16 protein-coding genes are annotated in these 16,439 nt (G+C 61.0%); 8 read left to right on the top strand and 8 right to left on the bottom strand.

Features of this window, described 5'->3' with window-relative positions:
* The first annotated feature begins 262 nt into the window (after window positions 1-262).
* The 3 genes from OKW38_RS09220 to OKW38_RS09210 are packed head-to-tail and all read left to right on the top strand — an operon-like array spanning window position 263 to window position 3,753.
* Entirely contained in the window at window positions 263-1,825 is a 1,563-nt protein-coding gene (locus tag OKW38_RS09220; RefSeq protein ID WP_429336530.1) for a sensor histidine kinase, read from the top strand.
* Between the two features lie 3 nt (window positions 1,826-1,828).
* Window positions 1,829-2,281, top strand: a complete 453-nt coding sequence (locus OKW38_RS09215; protein WP_184037705.1) for a response regulator — start codon at window positions 1,829-1,831, stop codon at window positions 2,279-2,281.
* Window positions 2,278-3,753, top strand: coding sequence for a PAS domain-containing protein (locus tag OKW38_RS09210; RefSeq protein WP_429361119.1), 1,476 nt, complete (start codon window positions 2,278-2,280; stop codon window positions 3,751-3,753). Before OKW38_RS09215 ends, OKW38_RS09210 begins: the two co-directional genes overlap by 4 nt.
* A gap of 153 nt (window positions 3,754-3,906) precedes the next feature.
* Here OKW38_RS09210 and OKW38_RS09205 read toward each other — a convergent pair whose 3' ends face one another.
* Both OKW38_RS09205 and OKW38_RS09200 read right to left on the bottom strand, forming a co-directional pair.
* Window positions 3,907-4,065: a hypothetical protein gene (locus OKW38_RS09205; RefSeq protein WP_429361117.1), complete on the bottom strand. Its 159-nt coding sequence runs from the start codon at window positions 4,063-4,065 to the stop codon at window positions 3,907-3,909.
* 23 nt (window positions 4,066-4,088) lie between these two features.
* A complete protein-coding gene (locus tag OKW38_RS09200; RefSeq protein WP_429361115.1) occupies window positions 4,089-4,697 on the bottom strand; it encodes an NAD(P)H-dependent oxidoreductase in 609 nt (202 codons plus the stop codon).
* 644 nt (window positions 4,698-5,341) lie between these two features.
* On the opposite strand from OKW38_RS09200, the gene OKW38_RS09195 reads away from it, so the two are divergent.
* Window positions 5,342-5,788 (top strand): M24 family metallopeptidase, encoded by a 447-nt coding sequence (locus tag OKW38_RS09195; protein ID WP_429361113.1) that lies wholly within the window; start codon window positions 5,342-5,344, stop codon window positions 5,786-5,788.
* 12 nt (window positions 5,789-5,800) lie between these two features.
* Here OKW38_RS09195 and OKW38_RS09190 read toward each other — a convergent pair whose 3' ends face one another.
* The 6 genes from OKW38_RS09190 to OKW38_RS09165 form a co-directional block, all read right to left on the bottom strand.
* A complete protein-coding gene (locus OKW38_RS09190; protein ID WP_429361111.1) occupies window positions 5,801-7,546 on the bottom strand; it encodes an FAD-binding protein in 1,746 nt (581 codons plus the stop codon).
* A 45-nt stretch (window positions 7,547-7,591) separates the two neighbouring features.
* Window positions 7,592-8,827, bottom strand: coding sequence for a CaiB/BaiF CoA transferase family protein (locus tag OKW38_RS09185; RefSeq protein ID WP_429363705.1), 1,236 nt, complete (start codon window positions 8,825-8,827; stop codon window positions 7,592-7,594).
* 180 nt (window positions 8,828-9,007) lie between these two features.
* Window positions 9,008-9,841 carry an enoyl-CoA hydratase-related protein gene (locus tag OKW38_RS09180; protein WP_090804960.1) on the bottom strand — a complete coding sequence of 278 codons (834 nt, stop codon included), beginning with the start codon at window positions 9,839-9,841 and terminating at the stop codon, window positions 9,008-9,010.
* A gap of 20 nt (window positions 9,842-9,861) precedes the next feature.
* Window positions 9,862-11,133: a TRAP transporter large permease gene (locus OKW38_RS09175; RefSeq protein ID WP_429361109.1), complete on the bottom strand. Its 1,272-nt coding sequence runs from the start codon at window positions 11,131-11,133 to the stop codon at window positions 9,862-9,864.
* Window positions 11,134-11,144: 11 nt separating this feature from the next.
* Window positions 11,145-11,678 carry a TRAP transporter small permease gene (locus tag OKW38_RS09170; protein WP_429361107.1) on the bottom strand — a complete coding sequence of 178 codons (534 nt, stop codon included), beginning with the start codon at window positions 11,676-11,678 and terminating at the stop codon, window positions 11,145-11,147.
* Between the two features lie 12 nt (window positions 11,679-11,690).
* On the bottom strand, window positions 11,691-12,791 hold the full coding sequence (locus OKW38_RS09165; protein WP_429336538.1) for a TRAP transporter substrate-binding protein: 1,101 nt from the start codon (window positions 12,789-12,791) through the stop codon (window positions 11,691-11,693).
* A gap of 257 nt (window positions 12,792-13,048) precedes the next feature.
* Here OKW38_RS09165 and OKW38_RS09160 point away from each other — a divergent pair, with 257 nt between their 5' ends.
* From OKW38_RS09160 to OKW38_RS09145, 4 genes are read left to right on the top strand one after another with little or no spacing between them, the layout of a single operon-like run.
* A complete protein-coding gene (locus OKW38_RS09160; RefSeq protein ID WP_090804966.1) occupies window positions 13,049-13,474 on the top strand; it encodes a MaoC family dehydratase in 426 nt (141 codons plus the stop codon).
* A 48-nt stretch (window positions 13,475-13,522) separates the two neighbouring features.
* A complete protein-coding gene (locus OKW38_RS09155) occupies window positions 13,523-14,668 on the top strand; it encodes an acyl-CoA dehydrogenase family protein (protein ID WP_429361105.1) in 1,146 nt (381 codons plus the stop codon).
* A 44-nt stretch (window positions 14,669-14,712) separates the two neighbouring features.
* Entirely contained in the window at window positions 14,713-15,906 is a 1,194-nt protein-coding gene (locus tag OKW38_RS09150) for a CaiB/BaiF CoA transferase family protein (protein WP_429361103.1), read from the top strand.
* Window positions 15,903-16,346: a MaoC family dehydratase gene (locus OKW38_RS09145; protein WP_429361101.1), complete on the top strand. Its 444-nt coding sequence runs from the start codon at window positions 15,903-15,905 to the stop codon at window positions 16,344-16,346. The genes OKW38_RS09150 and OKW38_RS09145 overlap by 4 nt, the downstream gene beginning before the upstream one ends.
* The last annotated feature ends 93 nt before the right edge of the window (window positions 16,347-16,439 follow it).

Below are 16,439 nucleotides of genomic sequence, written 5' to 3'. Positions count from 1 at the left end.
GGGTCATCCATCCCGCGGCTTTGGCTGACCGGGGTAGATGGAACTTTGGACAGATCTCTTGGCGCTCACTTGGACTGATCGCCCCCTGAGGACGACCTGGTACGTTGCCGCTGTCGTCCCCCCGTAGATCCGAGCGGGCGTCGCGGTTATAAAATGGAATGCGCGGGCCGAACGCTGCGTGGAAGCAGAAACCAAGTTCGGCGGAGCAATCCTGCGCGGTAAATGATTCGGCTGACAGGCAGGCGCCTTTGCTGAGCGGTCAATGGCCGACTGTATTCCGACAGTCAATTCGAAAACGAATCCGGAGATCGAATTGGAACCGTACAAGCAACTGAGCGGCCTGACCCATGAACTCTTCCGGCAGGTGGTGGAGGCTGCGCCCAACGCCATGGTGATGGCCGACCGCGACGGCCGCATCGTCCTGGTGAATGCACAGACGGAAAAACTCTTCGGCTATTCGCGCGACGAACTACTCGGGTATAGCGTCGATAAACTCGTACCGGAGCGCTTCCGTTCCGCCCATTCGGGATACCGTCGTACGTTCTACGACGACCTGAAGAGTCGCCCGATGGGCATCGGCCGCGACCTCTTCGCTCTGCGCAAGGATGGCTCCGAATTCCCGGTCGAGATTGGACTCAACCCGGTCACGACCAATGAGGGCGTATTCGTGCTGGCGGCCGTTGTCGACATTACCGAGCGCAGACGGCTGGAGGAACGTTTCCGGCAGGTGGTGGAAGCGGCACCCAATGCGATGGTGATGGTGGAGCGCGAGGGCCGGATTGTTCTCGTGAACGCGCAGACCGAAAAGCTGTTTGGCTATGCACGCGAGGAGCTCTTTGGAAAGACCATCGAAACACTCGTACCTGCGCGCTTCCGTGCTGGCCATCATGGCTATCGGGCCGCGTACTTCGACGACCTGAAACCTCGTTCGATGGGCACCGGCCGCGATCTCTACGGGCTGCGCAAGGACGGTTCGGAATTCCCGGTTGAAATCGGACTCAACCCGGTCCGAACCTCGGAGGAAGTGTTTGTGCTCGCCGCGATCGTCGACATTACGGAGCGCAAGCGCGCGGAGCAGGAGCTCGTGAGAAGGACCGAGGAACTGGCCCGTTCCAATCAGGACCTGGAGCAGTTTGCGTATGTGGCTTCCCATGACTTGCAGGAACCGTTGCGCGCCGTCGCAGGCCCTCTGCAACTGCTGCAACGCCGATATCAGGGGCAACTGGATGCGCGTGCCGACGAGTTCATTGCGCACGCGGTGGACGGCGCAATCCGAATGCAGACGCTCATCGACGACCTGCTCGCCTATTCCCGTGTAGGCCGATCCGAAGCCGCGCGCCAACTGACCGAATGCGGGAAGGCACTCGATCGGGCCCTGAAAAGCCTGAGCGTCGGACTCCAGGAGTCTGGCGCGATGATTAGTCGCGCAGACCTGCCTACCGTGATCGCAAATCCCACGCAGCTCACGTTGCTCTTTCAGAATCTGGTGGGAAATGCTCTCAAGTTCCGGCGTAGCGACCGCCCTGCGCAAATCAATATCGATGCCGTGCGTCAAGGCGACGATTGGCTGATCTCGGTGAAAGATAACGGGATTGGAATCGATCCCCAATACTTCGAGCGCATTTTTCTGATCTTTCAGCGCCTGCATTCGCGCGTCGAATATCCGGGCACCGGGATAGGACTTGCGCTGTGCAAGCGAATCGTCGTGCAGCATGGTGGCCGCATCTGGGTCGAGTCTGCTCCCGGCAGCGGAACGACGTTCTTTTTCACACTGAATGCCAAGACGGACGGTAGAGTTCAAGCTCAGTCCACTCCGCAGGAGTAGCCAATGCTTTCCGACGCAACGGACGATCTGGTTCACATCCTCCTCGTCGAGGACAGTCCCACGGACGTCATGATGACGCGTGAGGCCCTCGAATACTACAAAGTGCTGAATCCCCTGCACGTCGCGGAAGATGGCGTGGCAGCGATGGAATATGTGCGGCGCGAGGGCAAGCATAGCGCTGCGCCTCGCCCCGGTCTGATCATCCTCGATCTCAATCTCCCCAAAAAGAGCGGGCGGGAAGTGCTCAAGGAGCTGAAGGCAGACCCAGAACTCATGACCATCCCAGTGGTCGTGCTGACCACGTCCAAGTCGGAGGAGGATGTGGCCAGAACCTACGGCCTCCATGCCAACTGCTACATCACCAAGCCCGTTGATTTCGCCAAGTTTGCCGATGTCGTGCGCAGCATCAAGGACTTCTGGTTTAGCGTCGTCACCCTACCTCCCGTCAAGTCATGAATGCGCTTGCCGAAATCGAGATCCTCCTGGTCGAGGACAGCCCAACCGACGCTCTGCTGATCAGCGAGACGCTCACGGATGTGCTGGATTTTCAGCACCGGCTGGCACACACAGAGTGCTTGTCGGACGCGCTTGCGCGCACCCAGACTAGCCATTTCGACGTGGTGCTGCTCGACCTGGGGTTGCCGGACGCACAGGGCCTTGACACATTTAGAACCTTCCACCGGCAGGCGCCCGAGTTGCCAGTGTTGGTTCTCACCGGCCTTGATGACCTGTCGGTCGGCCTGCTGGCGATCCAGGACGGCGCTCAGGACTACCTCTCCAAGCGGGAGATGCGCCCGTCGGAGTTGAGCCGGGTCATCCGATACGCGATTGAACGTCATCGCGCAGCCATGGCGCTCAAAGAAAGCGAGGAGCGGTTTCAGCTTGCGATAAGTGGCGCAACTGCAGGCTTGTGGGACTGGAATCTGCAAACCGATGCAATATATCTTTCGCCTCACTTCAAGGAAATCCTGGGGTATGCCGGCGATGAACTGCCGAATCGAACGCAGCTTTTACTTGAGTCGATTCACCCAGACGACATCGATCGGGTCAAAACCAGCCTCGCGGCGCATCTCGAACGCAAGCGTGCCTACGACGTGGAATATCGATTACGCACCCGATCTGGCGAGTTCCAGTGGATACACTCTCGCGGCCAGGCGTTGTGGAACGGCGCCGGTGAGCCCTATCGGATGGTTGGCTGGATCATGGACGTGACGGATCGGAAACGCTCGGATGAAGCGCTGCGAGAGTCGCGCGAAGAATTGCAGCACCTCTCGGCGAATATCCAGCACGTTCGCGAGGAGGAAAAAACCCGTATCGCGCGCGAGCTGCACGACGATCTCGGCCAGCAACTGGCTGCATTGAAAATTGAGGTCGCCAGAATCGAAAACCGCGCCGAGGCCGCCATGACGGCATTGGCCGATGCGGATCTGGGCACCATATACGCGTTGATCGATCAGCTCGTTGGGTCCGTGAGGCGAATTGCCGCGGACCTGCGTCCCGCGATGCTGGACGATCTCGGCCTGATCCCGGCCATCGAATGGTTCAGCGACCAGTTCTCGGCGCGGCATGGTGTACGCGTCATCCGTCACATCGGCGCGGACGACATCGATTTCAATGGCGAGAGCGCGTCTGCGGTGTTCCGAGTCGTCCAGGAAGCGATGACCAACGTCGCACGCCATTCAGGCGCGACCGAAGTGACGCTCAAAATCGTGCGAGACGGGCCGAACTGTATCGTCAGCATCATAGACAATGGTCGAGGGTGCTTGAGCGATAGGCGACCTGCAAGGAATTCGTTCGGCTTGCTGGGCATGCGCGAGCGTGCCGTAGCGCTCGGCGGCGAACTACGGATTCGGACTGCCCCTGAGCAGGGCTTTGCGTTATCCCTCTCATTGCCGCTTGCGATGGTCGAGGGCAAAGGACAAAGGTAAGCTCGCATACGATGGCCGACGCCGTCACGATACCGAACGCCAGCCGTTCGAATCTGCGAAAGAAGCGATACGTGGCAGTGCTCCCCGCGTCACGGCCACGCGTGGCCGGTGAGCATTGCGCTGCACGGGCGACCAGCGCGCCCGTGGGGCGTTTCATTCGACGTTCGGCAGACTGACGAGCGTGCGCACGCCCGGCGCCGCTTTGGCCGCTCCGTAGACGAGCCGCCGCTCGCCGTCCGAGGCAACCTTGCAGGTCAACGTGGCCGTGCGGTCGTCGATCTGGCGCGCTGGTGAACACTTGAAGCGCCCCACCGCGGGTTCGTTTCATTTGTAATTCACGCCGCCGGCACCGAAGCGAAATGCCCGCGAACGAATTCACGCACCTGCGCGAAATGAGTGGCGGCCATGGCAGGAGGCATGGCCGGACCGACTTCGTCGAAATGCAGGTGCCCGATCAGGTCGAAACCGGATGCGCGGAAAACGTGTGTATCCTGCAGCAGCTGCAGCGCTTGCCATCGGCCGTCCGCCACAAAAGAGACCAACGGTGCGGCGGAGACGGTCACCACGACGGCGCGGCGTCCGGACAGCAGGCCGTGCACGCCGCCCGGTTGCGTCTCATACGCGAAACCTCGGCTGAACACGCGGTTGATGTAGCCTTTCATCATCGCAGGCATCGCCATCCACCAGAGGGGATAGACGACAGTCATGACATCCGCCGCGAGCACGTCTTTCTGCGCGATCAAGACGTCGGCCATGCGAAGGTGCGCGTCGCTTCCCTCGGTCAATTCCTGCGCGGAAAGCACGGGATCGAACCCCATCCGGTACAGGTCGTGAACGCGCACGTCATGGCCTATGCGGATCAGTTCCCCAAGGTAGGCGCGCGTCACGCTCATGGTGAAGCTGTCTTCCACCGGATGCGTGACCACGATCAGGTGTTTCTGCATGGCAGGGGCTCCTTTCAAAAACGCGCCGCGCGGGCGCTATTGCGCACGGACGGGATCATCGTGCGCGTCCCGGCAGCCACCCGATTGACACACGTCAACAATGTGGGGATTGCCCTGAACGTGCCCAGCGCCCCGGCTCATTCGACAACCAGCCTGCCGACCACGCGCCGCACGCCGGTCGCGCAGCAACCACATCGTGCTGCCCAGCGTCGCCACGTCGTCCGCGACCGTGATAGGGATCGCCCGCGAGCTCCCGCTGCACGCCGCGCGCGAGAGCCGCATAAATGGGCTCGGCAACGTGGGCCACGGCGTCGCTGTTGGGTACGTCGAGCCGGTTGATGTCAATCGAACTAAACATAGAACCGCGGCATCGGCTGAAACCCGCGTCAGGCCGCGACAACGTTGATGAACATCAAAAACATCTACTGACTTCGTGGCGTTCTGGAGAGCTTTTCCGCCGAGTGTGCTGCCAGGAACCACGATCAGAGTCAGCTGGAAAGAGTCCACGCGACAGGTACTGGCGGTCACCATCCTCAGCGCATCCGGTCTTGAACGCACGTACGCGGTGCGAAGGTGTAGCCATCGTAACGACGGAGCAATGCGATGGAGAACACCAGCGCTCAGCGCGACAAAGGACGCGGCGAATGCGAGCACGCATGCGCACCCAGCGCGGTGGCCGCTTCATCTTCCGGCTCCGCGGACAGATCCCGCTTGAAAGTCTCGGCGAGGAAAAACGCGCACACCAGGCTCAGCAACCCCGTCGCCGGATCATGACCGACATCGGTGCGCGTTATCGTGGGTACGTGGCCGATGGCGGACGCGGTTTCACCTACGGTCCGGCGAATCCGAGCGAAGCGCGCGGCCCTGGCACCGGTCACGGCACCGGCATGGACCCGGAAGAAGAAGCGCCGTGGATCGGGCCGGGCAACAGGACCGTACTGCAGGAAAACATGGTCTTTACCCTGAAGGCGACCATCACGGTGCCGAACGTCGGCGGTTTGCGCACGGAACGTATCGTGCGGTTGACCTCGGGCGGCGTCGAAACGCTCGACCAGTTCAGACCCCCTGATCGAACCGCGCAAGGTGATTAGCTCGCTACCGACTCACGACGACAGATCCGCCAGACGCCCTAACCACAGACCTTCAGGCACGTTCCGCTCGAGGAATATGTTGCAGGCGAAGTCCGCGTTGCGCTCGGGAAAGTCTTCGCGGTAATGACCACCCCGGCTCTCGCGCCTGACAAGCGACGCCGAAGCCATCAATTCACCGACCTGGATCAAGTTCGCCAATTCGATGCCCCGCATGAGCTCAGCCGGCGTGCCGATCACCGTGTCGTGAAACAACTGGTTTCGCGTCTCCCTGCAGACACGCCTGAAGGTCCGAAGCCCGGCTTCCTCGCGCACGATCAGCAAATACCGGTTTGCACACTGCTGAATCCGTGCTTTCAGTTCGTCCAGCGTGTGCCTGCCATTTCGGCGGAATTGCGTGGCGACCGTGCGGTTGTCGTCCAAGGCCCCGGTCATCGCGCGGTGCGTCATCTTTTTCGCGCGTTCGGCCGCGGCGAGGCCCGCCCGGCGGCCGAAGACCTGGCACGTCAGGGCCATATTGCCGCCGAGACGGTCTGCGCCATGTGGACCCGCTGCCACCTCACCCGCAGCGAACAGACCCTTCAGATTGGACTGTGCGTTTTCGTCTATATATAAACCGCCGTTGATCGCATGCGCGGAACAGGTGATCTGCACTCGGTCCCGATAAAGGTCGACGCCGTGCTCCTTATACCATTGGCAGGTTAGCGGCCACATCCTTGCAATGCTGCGGCTCTTGTCGGCCAGTATCGATTCGAGATCGCATCCGGCGAAGTCGAGAAACACGCCTCCTTCAGCCGTGCCGCGGCCATCGTTGAGTGCCTTCTGAATCGAAATTTCGACGTAGCGTGAGATGTCGCTCGAGCTGAACGGAAAGTGCCGCTCTTTTTGCCGAATGACGTCTTCCTGAGCCAGCCCCGCCGGCAGATAGTCAGGGACGAACGCCCTGCCATCGCGGTCGGTGAGATTCGGGTGCGCGTCCCACAGGTAGTTGCCGAACAGGTTGACGAAAGGCGTCAGCACGCTCACACCGGCCTGCATGAACTCCATGTTGACCAGTCGCGCGCCCGCGCGATAAGCCATTGCATAGCCGTCGCCGGTAATGTCCGATGGATACAGGTTTTGGGCGAACAGCTGACTTGCCCCCCCGGTGGTAAGAATCGTCGACTTGGCACGGATCAGCATCGGGTTTCCATCCGAATCGATCGCGTATGCGCCGAGACATTCGCCGTCCTGCGACAGCAGGTCGACGATCATCAACCGGTCCATGACCTTGATGCCGCGCCGGGACGCTTCGGTCCCCAGCGATTTCACGATTGGTTTGAAGTGCTCATGAATCACATGCGAGCGCGGTTTGGAAGAAAAGCATGCGCGAAAAACCAGGTAGTGGTCGTCCTCGCGCTCAAACTTTACGCCGTATCGTTCGAGGTAGCGCAGAGACTCATGCGCTTCGTTCGCGAGAATCGCGCTCAAGCGCGGGTCCGCCATGCCTTGAGCGGCATGCAGGATATCGGCGAGAAAAACATCAGGATTATCGCTGTGATCCCCTGCTCCGTCCGGCACATTGAAGGCGCCTACTTCAGCTACGCTATGAAACGTCGCGCCGCTTTTGCGAAATTCCCCTTTGATCACGACCAGCACGTCAGCGCCGCTGGAATCCGCCTCGAGCGCGGCCCGCAGCGCAGCGCCGCCGCTGCCAACGACCAGCACATCCGTACTGACTTCCCTGCACCTGTCACTCATGCCTGCTTCCCCTGTTTTCATCGACGCGTACGGCACGCTCGCCGCATGGATGGCTTCATTCCCGCTTCACGCGACTCCGCCTTTTGCCGCGGCCGCCGCAACGGCCTCGGCGTCCTCGGCAACGCCGATTACGCCGTCCGCCAGCAACGAGTCGATCATCGGCCGGTTCATTCCCACCCCTGACAAGATGTCGATCGTGTGCGCGCCCAACCGTGGCGGCGGCATACGGATAGCTGGCGCGCTGCCGTCGTAGCGCACCGGGTGATTGACGAGCGTCACTGGGGTGCCGGTTGCACCCTCGACTGTCTCGAAGCTCTTCAAGTGGCGCACCTGCGGATCGGCGACCACCTGCGCATAGTCGTTGACGCGCGTGTGCCAGACATGATGCCGTTCGAATAGTGGCAACCAGTGTGCCGTCGTGTCCTGCGCAAGCCGGCGCGCAAGCCGGTCGGAGATTTCCTGCTGCTCGTCGAATGCGCGCTTCGCGGGAATCCGTTCCTTTTCCGGGATCTCGAGGATCTGATAGATGATGTCGAGAGGACTCAGCGACAATGCGATGAAACCGTCCGCAGTTGCATATATGCCGTACGGTGCGGGGAAGTACCAACCTGATACACGCCCCGCCTGTCGCACGTCGTCATGGCCGTCGCCGTTCAGGAAACACGTGAGAGACTCCTGTTGCAGATCGAGCGCAGCCGCCAGCAAGCTTACGTCGACCCGGCAGCCCTCACCCGTACGCTCGCGGTTGAGCAGTGCCGTCAGGATACCGTTCGCATACAGCGCAGCGCCGTGATGATCCACGACAGACACGCCCACCGCGCGTGGACCGTCCTCCCGGCTTCCGGTGATTGTCGCGATACCCGACATGGCCTGAATGATCAGGTCCTGCCCCGGCCGGCCGGCATAGGGTCCATCCGGACCGAATCCCGAGCCGGACGCATAGATGATGTCCGGCTTGACTGCCTTGAGTGCCTCGTAACCCAATCCCAGCTCTTCCATCACACCGGGGCGGTAATTCTCGGCGACCACGTCGACTTGAGGCAGCAAGCTCATGACGATATCGATCGCCCGCGGGTCCTTGAGATTCAAAGCCAGACTGCGCTTATTGCGATTACCCATCAAAAGCAGCATCGTCTGCCCATCGATGGCGCGGTTCGCGCCGCCCCACTTGCGCTGAAATGCGCCGTCGACGGGTTCGACCGATATGACGTCGGCCCCGCAATCGGCGAGGTGCTGCACGCCCAAAGGCCCCATCAGAAAATGATTGAAGCTGAGAATGCGGATACCATTCAGCCCGTTCATATAATCTCCGTTACGTCGTGAGTCCGGCTGTCGGGTGAGATGGACCAGGGTTCTACTGCACTCCGCGTTCGCCCTGAACATTCGGAAGACCGCGGCGTGGATATCTGCATCGATGCCGGTCAGAACTAAAGGAAAGCGTTGCCGATCGCGTCGAGAGGCGCATGCGCGAGGCACCAATGGTCAGCGACCCTTGAAGCGCGGCGGCCGCTTTTCGACGAATGCGCGGTGGCCTTCGGCGCGATCCTCGGTCTTGAACACGTCGAGATTCGCCTGATGCTCGCACTGCAGGCCTTGTTGAAGGTTGGTCTCGAACGAATCGAGCACGGCGCGCTTGGCCAGTCGAACCGCGAGCGGCGCGCGGGCGGCGATCAGCGACGCGATCTCGACGGCGCGTGCGATGCTGCGTGCCGGCGCGACGACCTCGGTCACAAGTCCGTGGCGCTCGGCCTCGGCTGCCGTCAGCGGCTCGCCGGTAAGCACGAGTTTCATCGCCAGTGTCTTGCCGAGCACCCGCGGCAGGCGCTGGGTCGCGCCATCGCCCGGAAGGGCGCCGATGACGATCTCTCGCTGCGAGAAGGTCGCGTCGTCCGCCGCGACGACGATATCGGCCAGCATCACCAGCTCGTGGCCACCACCGATGGCGAAGCCGTTGACCGCGGCGATCAGCGGCTTCGGAAAGGTTTCAATCGCCTTCCAGCTCGCGAGGCGCACCGGGTCCGCATACGCTGCGACCCCGCGTGCCGCCATGTCGGCAATATCCGCACCGGCGCTGAAGAAACCCTCGCCGCCGGTGAGCACGACAGCCCTGACTTCGTCGCTGACTTCGGCTGCCGCGAGCACGCGCGCCAGTTCCACCAGCAGCGGCACACACAGCGCATTGCGCTTGTCGTGATGATTCAACGTGATCAACCAGACGAAGCGAAGTGGTTGTTCGAGCTTCAGGTACTTCAGGTCCTCGAATGCGGCCAGCGGGACCGGCGCCGCGCCGCTTCGCTCGACGTGAGTCGTGTTCATGATGAGCCTCCGTTCTCGTGTTATTTGATTGCCAGCAAGTTCGGCAGGAAGCGTGGGATATGCGGGAAGACGATGATCAGCAGCAGGTCGACCGCCAGCGCGAAGATGAACGGCAGAATCGCCCGAGTCGCTTTTTCGACGGACACGCCGCCGATGGACGCAGCCGTAAAGAGGCAAAAACCAATCGGCGGCAGGTTGATACCGATGGCTGAGTTGACCAGTACGATGACGCCGAACACCACCGGGTCGATATGCATTTGCACGACGAGCGGCAGGAACACAGGGATCACCACCGCAATACTCGAGATCGTTTCGAGTACGGTATGGGCTACCAGAAGGAAGAGATTGATCAGGATCAGCAACACGAACGCGCTGGTCGTCACGGCCAGGAAGCTGTTGGCGACGTGTAACGGAATTTGCGCCTCAATCAGATAACGGCCGAGCACGAACGCGAGCCCGAGAAGAAACGATACCCGCGTGGTATTGATGGCCGTGCGCGTGAGTATTTCCCCGAACTGCGACAGCTTGAGCGACTTGAAGATGAAGGCGCTCACCAGCGTCACATAGAACGCCGCGACGACGCCTGCTTCTACCGGCGTGAAGACGCCGCCAAGGATCCCGCCCAGAATGATCACGGGCGTCAGCAATGCCCAGATCGCCTGTCTGAAAGTCGTCCACAGCCGCCTGGCGGAAAACGCTTCGACCGCCGTATAGTTCTGGCGCACGGCAGTCAGGTAGTTCACGAGCATGAAGGAAACGACCACCAGCAGCATCGGCACTATCCCCGCGACGAACATCGTTCCGACCGAAACGTTGGCGGTGTAGGCGTACACCAGCATGCTCATCGACACGGGCGACAGCAATCCGAGTGAGCCCGCTGCCGACTGCAGCGCGACTGCGAACGCGCGTGAATATCCCTGCTTGACCATCCCGGGGATCATGACCGAGCCGATCGCTGCGGTATCCGCAGTCGCCGAACCGGAGAGGTCGGCGAAGAACATACTCGCAACGATCGTCACCTGTCCGATGCCGCCGCGCATGAAGCCGACAAGCGCCTGCGAAAAGTCGATGATCCGGCGCGAGACGCCGCCCGCATCCATAATTGCGCCTGTCAACATGAAGAACGGGATGGCCAGCAGGCCGACGTTATTCAGGTTCGAAAACAGCTGCTGCGGAATCACCAGCAGCGGGGTTCCATTCATCGTCAATGCAATCGTCGCCGCAATGCCGATGCAAATGGCCACCGGTACACCCAAGCCGAGGAACCCGGCGCCTAGAGCGAGTGCCCACATGTTGATTCACCTCAGATATGTTCGGAGACGCCCTGCAACAGAGACTGCCTCGTTTGCGCGCCGGGCGCGAGATGAGAAACCGCGATTCGGACCGCGGAATGAAAGACCAGCAACGCGCCGCAGACGGGAATCGAGAGATATGGGTACACCATTGAGATCGGCAGAGAGGTCGCAGTTTCGGTGCCCATCAGCTCCAGCATGTCGCCACCGTACATAAGGAAGACCATGCCGAGCGCGAGGACTACGCAGTCGGTAAGGTCCGCCAGTGTCTGCGCGAAAGCGGGCGGACAACGGTCGGCCAGTACCCGCACCTCCGGATGAACCCGCAGCTTGGCTCCTGCCGCCGCACCGAGGCACGTGAGCCACACGAACAGATAAGCCGCGAACTCGTCGGACCACGACAGCGAGTTGTGCAGGATGAAGCGGAAGACCACCCCGAGGCCAGCGACGAACACCATCATGAGAAGTAGTCCACCGCATAGGAACAGCGTGATCTTCAGGACCAGGTCATCGATAAACAGGAGATGACGGGCAAGCTTTTCCATGGCACTCTCCCTTCATTTCGAAGCGACAGCGGACTTGTCGGCCGCCTTGATTTCCTGATAAAGCGCCTGGCCATCGGGAATGTCGCTGAGCAGGCCCTCGCGCGCCCTTGCGGTCGCGGCGGCCCACGGCACCGTGTTTATCTCGGTCACCTGGGTGCCATTCTTCTTCATCGTTGCGAGCGCGTCGTCGTACTCGTGCTTGTATTCTTTCATGTCATAGTCCGCGGCGACGGCGGCAGCGGCATGAAACGCCTGCTGCTCGTCAGGCGAAAGACGCGTCCAGGCGCTCTTGCTGATTGCCAGCACCACGGGCAGGTAGTTCACGTGGGTCAGGTAGTAATGCTTCGCGACATCGGAAAATTTGTCCTGGATGAACTGCTCCGGTGACGTATCGCCGCCGTCGACCAGGCCTTGCGAAAGCGCCAGAAATAACTGGTTATAAGGCAGCGGCGTCGGATTTGCGCCCAGTGCCTTATAGCCCGCGATATAGCCGCGACTCTGCATCACTCGAACTTTCATATCCTTCATGTCATCGAGCGAGCCGACGGGCTTTTTAGCCGTGAACAAATTGCGTTCGCCCACCGACAGCCACGTCAAGCCGATCATGTTGACCGCCGGCATCATGTCGAGAAACTTGCGGCCGACCGGTCCTTGCAGAACCCGGTTGGCGTCGTCGATGCTGCTGAAGAGATAAGGCGTATCGAAGATCTGCCACTGCTTGATCGTGTTTCCGATCGGCGCCTGTGCGGAAATCATGAGCTCCTGGGTGCCGGTGCGCAGCGCTTGCGCCATCTGCACTTCGCCGCCGAGCTGTGACTGCGGAAAGATCTCGATCTTGACCTTGCCGTGGGTTCGCTGCGCGACCTCCTTCGCGAACACCTGGGCAGTCAGCTGATAGTGGTTGTCCGGGGCGAGGGTGTGGCCCAGCTTCATGACGATCGGCTCGTCCGCACGGGCAACGCTGGCGACAACGACGCCCGCTGCGAGCAGCGTACCCACCATCATGGTGCGCCATGCGCGGCGCGTGCTGAAGAATGATTTCATTTCGTCTCCTTCCGTACTGGAATGTAATTTTCGCGCCGCGTCAGGCCGATCCGTCTGCAGGCGCTCCAAGTATTCGTGAGTGCACGCAACGGGCGTTAGGACCGGTCGCCCGATTTCTTGTACTTTTTTACGGCGTCTTCGATAGCACGCGTTTGCCAGACTGCCTGGCGATTTATCCGGCGCATGCAGTCAAAAAAGTCCAAGCATTCGCCCAAACCGTCCTAACGGTCAGCAACCCGCACTCATTAAATTTGAGTCACACCCGCCGGCCCCAATCAACAAAGAACAGGCCGGCTCCGCAACCGACTCTCACTTCCAGAACCACCATGGCCAAACGCCCGCACATGGATTGTTACGCGGTCGGCGACACTGCCGATTTCGCCAAGACCGTAACTGAATTCGATATCTACGGCTTCGCCGGGATCGTCGGCGATTTCTATGCGGTGCATTTGAACGAGGAATTCGCCAAAACCACGCGCTTCGAGAAGCGCATTGCGCAAGGATGTCTGTCGGTCGGCTTCTTATCGACTGTGATGGGCTATATGGCGCAAAAGGCGCCGAGCCCCGGTGCGGTTTCTTACCGATACGACATCACGTTCAATGCGCCGGTATTTATCGGCGACACGGTCACCGCCCGGCTTACGCTGCGCGAGAAGGACGACGATCGCAACATGTGCGTGTTCAGAGCAGACGTCACGCGCCAGGACGGCACGCTGGTCGCATCTGGCGATACCTATCTGAAGGTGCTGTAACGCAGCCCCCGGCTTCAACCCATCTCCCGCTTTTTCACAGAGTCGAACATGCCGCATTGGTTAAACGAACAACACACCGCGATACGCGACGCCGTGCGCCGTTTCGCGGAAAACGAAATCGCTCCTGTCTCGGAAGAGCTTTGGGAAGCGGAAGCCTTTCCTTACGACATCTGGAAGCGTGCCGCCGAGCTCGGCTTCGCCGGCCTGCCTTATCCGGAGAGTTGGGGTGGCGGCGGTGGCGAATGGCTTTCCTATGTAATCGTGTTAGAGGAACTCGCACGGGTAGATTGCGCAATCGCCAATTCTCTAATGGCCAATTCGACGGTCGCAAGCCTGCTTTCCAACTATGGCACCGATGAGCAAAAGGATCGTTATTTGCGCCCTATCCTCGACGGCCGCAAGGTCGGCGCGATCGGATTATCGGAGCCCAACGCGGGTTCCGACGCGGCCAACATCGCGACGCGTGCGACGCTGGAAGGCGACCAATACATCATCGATGGATCGAAGACCTTCATTAGCAATTCCGGCACGGAAGTGACCGGGCCGGTCGTCATCGCCGCGGTAACGGGAACGCGCCCCGACGGCCGCAAGGAAATTTCTAACTTCATCGTGCCCAACGGCACCCCCGGTTTCAGCTACGGACGCAAACTGCGCAAGATCGGCTGGCGCGCATCGAGCACCTACGAGTTGTTCTTCGAGCGCTGCACGATCCCGGCCGCCAACCTGCTCGGCGAACGCGGCGCGGGCTTGCGACAGACGCTCGCCCAGATCAGCACGGGCCGAATCCTGATCGGCGCGCTCGCGCTAGGCATCCTGCAGGGTTCACTGGATCGGTCGATCGCGTACATGAAGGAGCGGCGCGCATTCGGCAAGCCGATCGCCGAGTTCCAGTCGCTGCAGTTCAAGATCGCTGACATGGCGGCCCACGCGCACGCCGCGCGACTGATGCTCTACGATGCCGCCGCGCTCAAAGATGCAGGCGTTCGCTTCGATCAGCAGGCGTCGATGGCCAAGCTCTTCGCCACCGAGCGCGCGATGGAGGCTGCTCATCAGGCGTTGCAGATACATGGCGGTTACGGCGTGATGAGCGAGTACCCAGTGTCGCGCGCATTCGGCGACGCCAAGGTGCTGGAGATCGTCGAGGGCACCTCGGAAATTCAGAGAATGATCATCTCGCGAAACCTGCTTGCCTGAACCCTCAGTCAAACAGATACGGACACGCGCTCGGGAGACAAGTCATGCTGGAAGGCATCAAGGTGTTAAGTTTTACTCACTTCTTGCAGGGCCCCGCCGCCGTGCAGATGTTGGCCGACGTCGGCGCGGACGTGATCAAGATCGAACCGCCGGGCGGCGCGTTCGAGCGCAGTTGGACCGGCTTCGATGCGTATGTCGAAGGTGTGAGCATGTTTTTTCTGCTCGGCAACCGCAATCAGCGCAGCATCTCGCTGGATCTGCGCGACGAGCGCGCGAGAGAGATCGTCTGGCGGCTGATCAAGGAAGCCGATGTCCTGATCGAAAACTACCGGCCAGGCGTCCTGCAGCGCATGGGCTTCGGTTACGACGATGTCCGCGAGATCAACCCGCGGCTCGTGTACTGTTCGTGCACCGGCTACGGGTCATCGGGACCGTATCTCAAGCGGCCGGGGCAGGATCTGCTGCTGCAGGCCATCAGTGGCATGACGATGCTCTCCGGCGAGGCCGATTCCCCGCCCACGCCAGTCGGATCCGCGATCGTCGACCAGCACGCGGCGGCGTTGGCAGCCTTCGGCGTGGTCGCGGCCTTGCAGGCGCGTGAACGCACCGGCAAAGGCACGCTGGTCGAAAGCAACCTGCTCAACGCGGCGCTCGATCTTCAGATCGAGCCATTCACCTACTACCTGAACAAGGGACCACTCTGGCCGCGCACGAACCCGCCGACCGGCAGCCGGTTCCATCCGTCGCCGTATGGGGTTTACCGGACTCTCGACGGCTGGATCGCCGTTTCGCTCACGCCCACTGAGAAGCTGGCGGCGGCCTTGTCTCAGCCCGTGCTGGCCGGGTTTTCGCACCCAAAGGACAACGTGCGCCGCCGCGACGAATTGAACCGCATCGTTTATGACGCGCTGACCGCGCGCACGACGGCCGACTGGATGACGACCTTCGACGAGCACGACATCTGGTACGCGCCCGTGAACGACTACCCTCAGGTCGAGACCGACCCGCAAGTGGCGCACAACCGCATCATCATGGAGGTCGAGCATCCGCAGGCCGGGCCGATTCGTTTGCTCGCGCATCCGGTTCGATACGACGGCGCAGCACCACCGCTCACCCGTCAGCCGCCGCGGCAAGGCGAACACACCCGCGAGGTGCTCGCCGAACTGGGCTACGAGCCGGACGAAATCGATACGCTGGTCGAAGCGGGCGCGGCGCTGACCGGGCGGAGAACTGCATGAACACTCATCTGAATCAGTGCCACGAGATGCTGCGCTTTGACGATATCCAGATTGGCCGCTGCCAGGTACTCGTGCGTACCATCGCGGAAAGTGACGTGAACGCTTTCGGCCATCTGTCGGGCGACCTCAACCCCTTACACATGGATCAGCACTTCGCGGCACGCACGCCATTCGGCCAGCGCGTGGCGCACGGCCTGCTGACCGCGGCATTGGTGTCGACGACCCATACCGGGTTGACCGGTCCCGGCTTCGTCTACGTCGGGCAGGAGTTGCGCTTTCTCGGACCCGTCTTCATCGACGATACGATCAGGATCCACGTGACCGTAGTCGAGAAGAAACCCGCCAAGCGCATCCTCGTGATGGACACCATGGTGCGCAATCAGGACGGCAAGCCGGTGCTGACCGGACTGTCGGCGCTGAAGGAATTGCGTTTCCAATGATCTGACAATCGGCAGGCGAGGCCAAACCTTTGCGGGTTTTCGACAACAGCCGTCACGCCGATTTGCTATTTACAATTACACTACGTTCGATGC

Source organism: Paraburkholderia sp. MM5496-R1 (genome assembly GCF_050436205.1).
GTDB lineage: Bacteria > Pseudomonadota > Gammaproteobacteria > Burkholderiales > Burkholderiaceae > Paraburkholderia > Paraburkholderia tuberum.
Note: the sequence above shows the minus strand (reverse complement) of the source record. Positions and strands in the feature narration are given on the sequence as shown.

Coding starts and splice junctions, on each gene's coding strand:
- OKW38_RS09210 (WP_429361119.1), top strand. CDS start 2,278: ATGAATGCGCTTGCCGAAATCGAGATCCTCCTGGTCGAGGACAGCCCA.
- OKW38_RS09220 (WP_429336530.1), top strand. CDS start 263: ATGGCCGACTGTATTCCGACAGTCAATTCGAAAACGAATCCGGAGATC.
- OKW38_RS09145 (WP_429361101.1), top strand. CDS start 15,903: ATGAACACTCATCTGAATCAGTGCCACGAGATGCTGCGCTTTGACGAT.
- OKW38_RS09195 (WP_429361113.1), top strand. CDS start 5,342: ATGCGAGCACGCATGCGCACCCAGCGCGGTGGCCGCTTCATCTTCCGG.
- OKW38_RS09175 (WP_429361109.1), bottom strand. CDS start 11,133: ATGTGGGCACTCGCTCTAGGCGCCGGGTTCCTCGGCTTGGGTGTACCG.
- OKW38_RS09215 (WP_184037705.1), top strand. CDS start 1,829: ATGCTTTCCGACGCAACGGACGATCTGGTTCACATCCTCCTCGTCGAG.
- OKW38_RS09185 (WP_429363705.1), bottom strand. CDS start 8,827: ATGAACGGGCTGAATGGTATCCGCATTCTCAGCTTCAATCATTTTCTG.
- OKW38_RS09180 (WP_090804960.1), bottom strand. CDS start 9,841: ATGAACACGACTCACGTCGAGCGAAGCGGCGCGGCGCCGGTCCCGCTG.
- OKW38_RS09170 (WP_429361107.1), bottom strand. CDS start 11,678: ATGGAAAAGCTTGCCCGTCATCTCCTGTTTATCGATGACCTGGTCCTG.
- OKW38_RS09155 (WP_429361105.1), top strand. CDS start 13,523: ATGCCGCATTGGTTAAACGAACAACACACCGCGATACGCGACGCCGTG.
- OKW38_RS09150 (WP_429361103.1), top strand. CDS start 14,713: ATGCTGGAAGGCATCAAGGTGTTAAGTTTTACTCACTTCTTGCAGGGC.
- OKW38_RS09200 (WP_429361115.1), bottom strand. CDS start 4,697: ATGCAGAAACACCTGATCGTGGTCACGCATCCGGTGGAAGACAGCTTC.
- OKW38_RS09190 (WP_429361111.1), bottom strand. CDS start 7,546: ATGAAAACAGGGGAAGCAGGCATGAGTGACAGGTGCAGGGAAGTCAGT.
- OKW38_RS09160 (WP_090804966.1), top strand. CDS start 13,049: ATGGCCAAACGCCCGCACATGGATTGTTACGCGGTCGGCGACACTGCC.